Origin of the sequence: Streptomyces sp. NBC_00273, assembly GCF_036178145.1 — a bacterium.
Lineage (GTDB): Bacteria > Actinomycetota > Actinomycetes > Streptomycetales > Streptomycetaceae > Streptomyces.
The window spans coordinates 10,307,458-10,316,149 of the sequence record NZ_CP108067.1 but is presented as its reverse complement, the minus strand read 5'-3'; the positions used below and the strand labels follow the sequence as shown (position 1 = coordinate 10,316,149).

General features: G+C 67.9%; 4 protein-coding genes. 3 read left to right on the top strand and 1 reads right to left on the bottom strand.

The window, feature by feature from the left end; translation table 11 throughout:
* The first annotated feature begins 1,174 nt into the window (after window positions 1-1,174).
* Window positions 1,175-1,387 (top strand): hypothetical protein, encoded by a 213-nt coding sequence (locus OG386_RS46725; RefSeq protein WP_328786120.1) that lies wholly within the window; start codon window positions 1,175-1,177, stop codon window positions 1,385-1,387.
* Window positions 1,388-1,617: 230 nt separating this feature from the next.
* Here OG386_RS46725 and OG386_RS46720 read toward each other — a convergent pair whose 3' ends face one another.
* Window positions 1,618-4,059, bottom strand: coding sequence for a DEAD/DEAH box helicase (locus OG386_RS46720; protein ID WP_328786121.1), 2,442 nt, complete (start codon window positions 4,057-4,059; stop codon window positions 1,618-1,620).
* Between the two features lie 969 nt (window positions 4,060-5,028).
* Between OG386_RS46720 and OG386_RS46715 the strand changes: the two genes are divergently transcribed.
* Together OG386_RS46715 and OG386_RS46710 are read left to right on the top strand one after the other, a co-directional pair.
* A complete protein-coding gene (locus OG386_RS46715; RefSeq protein WP_328786122.1) occupies window positions 5,029-7,398 on the top strand; it encodes a hypothetical protein in 2,370 nt (789 codons plus the stop codon).
* Window positions 7,399-8,052: 654 nt separating this feature from the next.
* A complete protein-coding gene (locus OG386_RS46710) occupies window positions 8,053-8,340 on the top strand; it encodes a hypothetical protein (protein ID WP_328786123.1) in 288 nt (95 codons plus the stop codon).
* The last annotated feature ends 352 nt before the right edge of the window (window positions 8,341-8,692 follow it).

The window sequence follows — 8,692 nt, the reverse complement described above, 5'->3', positions numbered from 1 at the left end:
CTTCGGCGGCAAGCCGCCGAAGAGCGACGCCCTCCGCTGCGCTCCGGGCAGGCTTCGCTGACGCTTCGCCAGATTCCCGCGCAAGCACGGGAATCGACGGCCGCAAGCGGCCGTCAAAGGAAAGGGCCGGCGCAAGCGCCGGCCTGGTGGCGCTGACGCGCCACCAGTTGTCCGCGCAAGCGCGGACAATGAAGGGATGTCCGCTGACGCTCCCACCCCTTCAGGTCCTTCCGGCTCCGCCTCCAGGACCAGGCCCGCTCCCGCGGGTCAGCTAGCGGCGGTGAAGGGCCTGGGTGGTCTGTCGGGTGCCGGCGGCGGTGTCAGTGGCCCCGGCTAAGGTCCACTTCGACGGGGTCGGTGGCGAAGCCTCCAGCACGGGAAACCCAACGGCATAAACCTCCCGGTCTGCGCTGGGGTGGTCACGGCCCAACCGGCGGCCGGGGAAAAAGGGCCGTGCAAACGCCTGCCAGCACCGACCCCGTCCCAACCCAGCCCAGAAAGCAGCAGGCGGCTACGCCTGCCCTCTCCAGGCTTGGGTCTCCGGGGCGGTCTGTCGGGTGCATGCCCTGATGGCGGCCATGCACCCGACAGACCGCCCCAGGGCTACATCCGCTCCCCGCCAGGGCAGGGAGTCTTAACTGCTTCTGCCACTGCGCACCAGCGCGGCGATAGCACCAGGCGCCACAACGATCGCTGCCCCGAGCGTCGCCAGCAATACAGGTGACGGCCCCTCATAGCCGATACCCACATCCGCCGAGGCACCGAAAAGAGCCGCGGCCAGCACGATCAGAACAGAGACACCCAGGACACCCCTCCCCCACGCCCTACGGGCGGAAGGACTCCGCATCGGTACCAACGCGATCAATAACCACACCACCGCGAAACCCAGCACCACGGGCAGACTGCCCATTGACCCTCCCCAAGTCACCTTCAAAACAAGCTAGATGACCATGTCACGCTCCCCGCCCGACGTCACCACCTCCACCCGAAGCCTCCAGAGCGCACCCCCAGGCCTGGACCCGCGGCAGCGCGCCAGCCAGGAGTAGTGGAGGGGGCGGGGCCGACTGTCGGCTGCAGGCGCTGCATGATGGACCGGCAGATGAGATGAAGAACAAGTGGGGGCGCCATGAGCCGGATCAAGCGATGGACGATCATCAGCGCGACACTATGCGTGGTGATATGGGCTGCCGTCGCCGTCATCATGCTCAGCTCTGCCGCCCAAGGCATCCAAGACGCCCTGGGGAAATGGATCAAAGCCCTGGCCGTGGCACCCGCAGTCATCTCACTGACCGGCTTCTGGGTCATCGGAGCAAGCGGCGGACCCCAAGACGGCACATGGGGCAGCACCCCCGGCCCCACCTACGACGGCAACGAGGGCACCCACTGACCGTCGCTGACACATCGTCCGGTGCCACGAAGAACTCAAGGGTGACAGCCATGACGGGATCATGGCAGGCGTGAGCGTACAGGTGTCGGGAGCGTCGATCGGCCTACCGTCCTCCTGCTGCTTCCTTCCCTCAAAACTTTCCGGGAATCTGGATGCGGAGGCCGTGCCTCTGTGGGAGGGGGGCCTGTTCATCGTGGGGCCGCGCAGTCCGGACATTGCTGTCGGCGGGGTCAGGCGAAGGCCGGGGCAGGGTCTTCGTCGGTCCATTCGCCGTCGAAGAGTGCTGCGACGAGTTGGGCGTGTTCGGGGTCGAGTTGGCCGGCGCGCATCTTGGTGCGGGTCTTGGCGAACCAGGGGCCGATGTTGACGGTGTCGCCGTCGACGGTGATGGTTTCGCGGGCCGTGGGGGCGCGGTGTTCTCGGTGGAGGAAGAGTTCGAGGAGCTGGACGGTCTGGGGGAAGGTGCGGCGGGCTGTCGGGCGGGGGGCCAGGCTGGTGGTGGTCGGGGTGATGCCGAGGGCTTCGAGGAGCTGGCGCTGGCCGGTGGCCAGGGTGGTCCAGTGGGTGAGCTGGCGGATGGCCCAGCCGCCGAGGTTGATGCTGCCGGTGGTGGTGTCGGGGGTGAGGGGGCGGCCGGTTTCGAGGTGGTGGCGCAGTTGGTGGTATTTGCGGTGCCAGTCGGGGCCGTGCGGGAGTTGCCAGTGGGGGTCGAGTGCGGTCAGGTCGGCGGCCCGCTGGGGGGCGAGCTGGTCCTTGGCGGCGTGGGAGCGCTGCTCGGCGAGCCAGGCGCCGATGGGGGTGGTGGCGGGGGCGGCGAGGTGGCCGTGGGTGTGGTGGTAGTCGGCTGCGGCGGTGAGGCGGGCGCGCCAGGCGGCCTGGTGTTTGTCCCAGATCATGCCGAGCGCGTCGAGTTCGGCGATCCACTCCGGGTCGAGGCGGCCGGCTGTCGCGGCTTCGCGCATCGTGTTGATGAAGCGGCCCAGTTCGAAGCCGGTCGGGTCGGTGTGGTCGGCGGGGACGTCGAGGTGGCCGTAGTCGTCGTGGAAGGCCTGTGCGGCGGCGAGGCCGGCGCGGCGTGAGCGGGTCAGCGGGCCGTGGGGGTTGAACGCGATCAGGTCCATGGCGCGGGCGATGCGTTCGGGGTGGAGGGTGAAGTCGAAGTGCCAGCGCTTGGCGACCAGCGTGCTCGTCTCTTTGGGGAGCCGGTTCGCTTTGTCCGGGAGGCGTTCGACGATGCGGTGGTCGTGGCTCGCCAGGGCTGTGGTGATCGCCCACACCGGCTCGTAGGCGGTGCCGAGGATGTCTTCGGGGTCGGCGCCTGGTGGGAGGTAGACGGGGACGATCAGGGAGGCGGTCTTCCCGGAGACGTCCAGGCGCAGGGCGCGGCCGAGGGCCTGGACACAGCGGATGACGCTGCGGGTGGGATCGGCGAAGACGATGGCGTCGACGCTGGGGATGTCGACGCCTTCCGAGATGAGCTTCGCGTTTGTCAGGATGGCGTGGTCGGCGGCGGCGAAGGCTGCGAAGGTGGCGGCCCGTTCGTCGGGGGTGTGGTCTCCGTGGACGAAGAACAGGGCCGGGTCGAGGTCCGGGCACAGGTCTGGGGCGTTGCGTTTGAGTAGGCGCAGGGTGTGGCCGAGCTCGCGGGTGAAGCGTGTGGCGTCCTCGACGAGGTGGAAGTACACCAGCACTCTGCGCAGGCTGTGCTGGGTCATGGCCTTCAGGACGGCCAGGTGCAGCGCGGTGGTCCGTGCTGCACCGTCCCCGGATTCTCCATGGGCGGTGCCGGTGTCCCTGGCCGCGGCATCGGTGTTGCCGGGCGTGGGAGGGTTGAGGGCGGCGCGGAGGTCGGTGTCGGTGATGGTGGGGACCACGATTTGGTAGTCCGCGGCTCGGCCGTCCGCGATGGCGGTCGCCAGGGGATATTCGAAGATCTTCCGGCCGTAGACGGCCTCGTTGTTCATCGAGTTGGCGGACGCGTCGGCCGGCTCGGCGGCGGGACGGTGGCGGCGCGGGCGGATCAGGCTGGCGGACTCCGCCACCTCTGGGGCAGCAAAGCTGCGCGGGGTCGCGGTCATGTAGAGGCGGCGGTCCGTGTGGATGGCCGAGGCGTCGTTGATGACCGTCCACTTCTTGTCCGCGCGGCCCGCGATCCGGTGTGCCTCGTCCATGATCGCCAGGTCGAACGGCGGCACCGGGCGGCCGGTGTGCTGGGCGTCGCGGATCTTGTCCAGGGAGTCGTAGGTGCACACCACGGTGAGAAACGGGATCCGGTCCGGGCCCGGGCCGACCACCGACAGCAGCGCCGCGAGCGCGGTCGGGCTGCCGGTCGAGCCGACCTGTGCGGCCGCCAGCTTCGTGTGGCCGGCGGTGTCCATGGAGGACACGATGATCAAGTGGCGCGTGTAGCCATCCGCCCGCCACGCCAACGCCGTCTGCGCCGCCAGGTCCAGCGTGGGCACCACCACCAGGACCAGGCGAGCAGACAGCGCGAGCGCGGCCCGGATCCCGACGACCGTCTTGCCCGTACCCGTCGCCGCCACATACAGGCCACGGGTACCGGGGCGCTGCAGGTGCCTGACCACCGACTCCAGCCCCCGGACCTGATCCGGGAACAGTGCGCGACCGGGCTCGTGGGACACGGACGACTTGACGACGGCGGTGGTACTCACCAGCCCATCATCACGCACACCCCACCCTGCACACGGCCAGATCCGGCAAACGCCATCCGGAACTCCCCATACGTCTGCGGGACTCCCCTCTAACCTGCGGCAGCACAGGTCAGGCCCGCTGGCCACCCACTGAAGCGACCACGCGGTGTCTCATCCGCTTGCGGCACCGCGAGTCAGAGCGACGGCTCCACCACAACATGAATGAGAACTGACATCACGCAACGACGGAACTGGGACGGTCTGACCGCGTCGGCGGCCGCGGGTGCCGGTTGCTGCCGGGTCGTGTCGGCGAGGCCGGCTGGTCGTTCATCGTGATGGTCGGCATGAGAACGACGTGGCCATTCGTCACTCGTGTCAGCACCAATGCGTCATGGCCCGTCAGTGTGAACTACCAGATCGCTGGGGCTACACCGCTGACAACCAGCCGACGAATCTCCACTGACACTCCCCCGCAGACCATCACCACGGCATGGGCATCGGACGATGGCTCGCCAAGCAGTGCCAGCACACGGTCTGGGCACGGCTCATGGACGGGCAACGCGAACGCCTGGAACAACTCGGCATCCAGCCCCTACCACCGGAACAGGAGACACCCGCAAAAGCCCGCAAGGGCGGTCCCGGGGCCTTCGAGCGCGGCGTTGCAGCCTTCGCGCAGTGCAAGGCCCGCACGGGCTCCCTGACCGTCCCCAGGGCACACAGAAGCCGTCGCCGTCGACGGCCAGGAGTATGCCGTGAAGCTCGGAGTATGGCTCACCAACACATAGACCAGGCGCGCCAAGCTCACCCCCGAGCAGCTCGCAGCGCTGGCCCGCCTTGGTTTTGAGTGGGCAGCGGTGTGACACTGCTCCATTTCCTCAACCCCAATATTCGTCATCGTGAGAAGGCCCCCGTGTCGGACTGCAACGATGAGGCCATGTGGGAAGGCATGGCCGCTTTGGCCAACTATGAGGCCGGCCGCAGGGACGACTCGTGAGCAGCGCAGGCGAGGTCGTGGCTGTCGGCTCGCCCCGGTTTACCCTGCACACTTTGGGCTGGCGGGCCTTCCAGGACTTGTGCGCGGCTGTCCTGCGGGAGGTATGGGGGCAGTCGGTGCAGGCGTTCGCCGACTCCAACGACGGGGGCCGGGATGGCGCGTTCTATGGCACCTGGCAGCCGCCTACCGCCCCTAATGGTGTGCGAGACATTCCACCCGGGCCGTTCGTGCTGCAGTGCAAGCACACCAAGAAGGCCGACGCCACGCTCGCCCCGTCCGAGCTTGAAGACGAGTTCGATAAGGTCAGCGCCCTGGTGAAGCGCGGCGTGTGCGGAACGTACGTGCTCCTGACCAACGCGAGGGTCACCGGCACCTCTGAGGAGGAGATCCGCCGTCGGCTGCTCGCGTGTGGGGTCGCGCATCCGCTGGTTCTGGACGGCCAGTGGCTGAGCGACATGATCGCCATGCACCGCGGGCTACGGATGTTCGTTCCCCGCGTCTACGGGCTCGGCGACCTGTCGCAGATCCTTGACGAGCGTGCATACGCCCAGGCTTCGGTGCTCATGGCGTCCGCGCCCGAGCAGGTGACCACGTTCGTCGTCACTGGTGCTTACCGCAAGGCTGCTCGTGCGCTGCGTGACCACGGCTTTGTGCTGCTGTTGGGCGACCCGGCGGTCGGCAAGTCCGTCATCGCGTTGATGCTGGCCATCAGCGCGGCTGACAACTGGGGCTGCGCGGCCATCAAGGCCCGGACTTCCGAAGAACTTGTGCAGCGCTGGAATCCGCATGAGAAGGGGCAGTTTTTCTGGCTCGACGATGCCTTCGGCGCTGTCCGCCACGAGGAACACCTCACCCATGCTTGGGCACGTGATTTGCCGCATGTAATGAGCGCGGTCAAGAACGGCGCCCGCGTGGTGCTGACCTCCCGCAGCTACATCTACAACGAAGCCCGGCCGCTGTTGAAGCCGTACGCATATCCCCGGCTAGACGAGCAGCTCGTCACCGTGGACGTCGCCGACCTCACGCCCACTGAACGGCAGCAGATCCTGTATAACCACCTCGCCGCTGGCGACCAGCCCGCAGACGTGCGCGCTCGGATGAAGCCCCACCTGGAAGCAGCTGCTGACGCCGCACCCTTTCGCCCTGAGGCCGCGCGTCGCCTGGGGCTGCAGGTGTTCACTTCCGGTCTGTCTCTGACTCAGCAGGGCATCACAACGTTCATGGTCCACTCTCAGCAATTGCTACGCGATGTATACGACCAGCTGGACACCCACGCCCACGCAGCGCTCGCGCTCACCTACGCCACGGCCCGAGACAAGGCGCTAACTGGCCTTCCGAACCCGATCGTCTTCGATGCCGGCAACAGTGACATCGTCGAACGGGCTGGATCCACGCCGGCTGGCGTCAGTCGAGCCTTAACCGCGCTCACGGGCTCTTTCCTCCGTCTCAACACGTCTTCCGACGGACAGGAGTACTGGACGTTCCATCACCCCACTCTCCGGGAGGGCTTCGCCGCCTGGCTGGCCACCCAGCCCCACCTCATGCCCATGGTCCTCATCGGCATGACCGATCAGGCTCTTCTGTCACGCACCGACTGCCTCACGCCCGACAGCGAACAGCATCGAGGCACCCTGCTGCGTATCCCGCCCGCGCTGTACGCGGATGTAGCCCGCCGCGTGGCCGCCCTCCGCCAGCAACCCCGGGGACGCGAAGAAAACTGGCAGCAGTACCACGACCGCGAACGAGCGGTTTTCGCCTACCTACGGCAAAACACCGGTTCGGGATTCTTGCGTGTATACCTGACAGCTGATCCTGACATTTGCGCGACGCTCGTGAACTTCGATGCCCCGACCGCGTACGATCCTGGCCCGCCTGTGCTGGCCCGCCTCCACGAAGCGGGCCTACTGCCCGAAGACATCCGGCAGCAGACCATTGCTCGAATGACGGAGTTGGCTGTCGCGGCGCCTGACGCCGATTGGGCCGATACCGGAGGCGGCGTAGGACCATGGGACGTCCTCCTTACCGACGGGGATCGCGAGGCCATGTTGGAGCATGTGCGCCAAGAGCTTGTCCCGCACCTGAATGTCATGGTGGATGACTGGGCTGAGGAGTTCGCCGGTGACGAAGACAACGATCCAGTTGAAGATGCCCTGCGGTTGTATGAAGAGGTGTTCAAGGAAAGGCACGACACCGACACGGCCTCAAAAATTGACTGGGCGATCGACAGTTACCAGCAGATGCGCCAGCCGCCAGAAGAAGCCAGCGACTGGACGCCCAGCAATACCCAGAGCCTTCGCGAACGCATGTCACAGCTCCGTCAGCGTGCCGGGGAACAACGCAGCCTCTTCGACGACATCGACCAGTGACCGGCCCCAGACCACAACGACGCCCAAACCTGTGCTCGCACGGCAGGCCCGTTGCTCAGTCGACGAGGGCTACCAGGGCGGTAGCTGTGACCGGCAAGGCGGGCACTCCCGGCCCGGCAGCTCCGCCACCGCCTTCTGGCGCGTCGAGCACTCCCGCCACTGCACGGCGTCCGAAGCGGGATGAAGCGGACTGCGGAACGTTCACGCACGGGCCGCACCACCACCCCCGCCAGCAGGCTGACGATCACCGGGCGGGGACTGCAGCGCGGACCAGGCGCAGCAGGACATATCGCTGGAACTCTGGACGTGGGTCGACAATCAGCGCCGCCAGCCCGCGTCGCTGACCGCCGGAGCAGGTGGCGCAGCTGTCCAAGGTCGGGATGAGGTCGGCATATACGACGGCCAGCGGGGCCGGGCAGGGTGTTCCTGTCCGGCCCCACTGCGGTCGTCAGGCGCCCGCTCACTCATCTGGCGGCGCGTCTGCAGGCTGCGCGTCACCAAGTTCGGCAGTGGGCATGGGGACGAGTCGGTCTGTGTCGGACAGCTCCAGCGGCCGGTGAATGCCCTCGATCGGAGGGGAGTCGTTGTCGGTGACGATAAACCTGCAGGCGGTCGACGTGTTCGGTGGCAGTGCGTAGGAGGCTGGCGTACATCTTGCGCAGGCGTTCAAGGTCGACGCCTTCCTACCAGCAGGCCCACCGTCTCGCCGAGCACAGAGTCCTCGATGCCGCAGGCGGCTTTCCCGGCGCCGATGACCGGCTGGCCGCCTGGCTGCATGCCCAGTGCCTGCTGTTCGGCGAGCTGCGGAACCACTCCGCAGGTCTCCTGCTGACCCTGCTCCTCGCCGAACAGAGCAGCTCACACCCGTCCCTGACCGTGCCGGGCGAAGCGGCCGGGGAAGGAGCCGCCGGTCTGCACACCCGCATCCCCGCCCACCGCTGACGGCAGCATCCGGTCCGGGCGGGCACCCTTCGGTGCTCGCCCGGACCGGACCCACCCCGGGGCAAAGCCTCTTCAGGAGGCGCGGCACCGCGCCCTGGCCGCCTCACCGAGGACACCGGCCGCACGAGGACAAGGCCCACCGGGAGCCGGCCGACGCCACGCGCCGAAGCCCGTAGCTCTGCACCACGGCTTCGAGAACATCGCGTACCGGCAGCCGCAGCCCAGACCGGCGTACGCCCGGCCGCTGCCGGCTACGGGGACCCCCGGTCGCCGGCCCGCTCGGGCTCACCTTCGGTACGCCTCCGCGCCCGCGCCCACCGACCCCGCAGCGTGCTGCCCCACGACGCCCGGC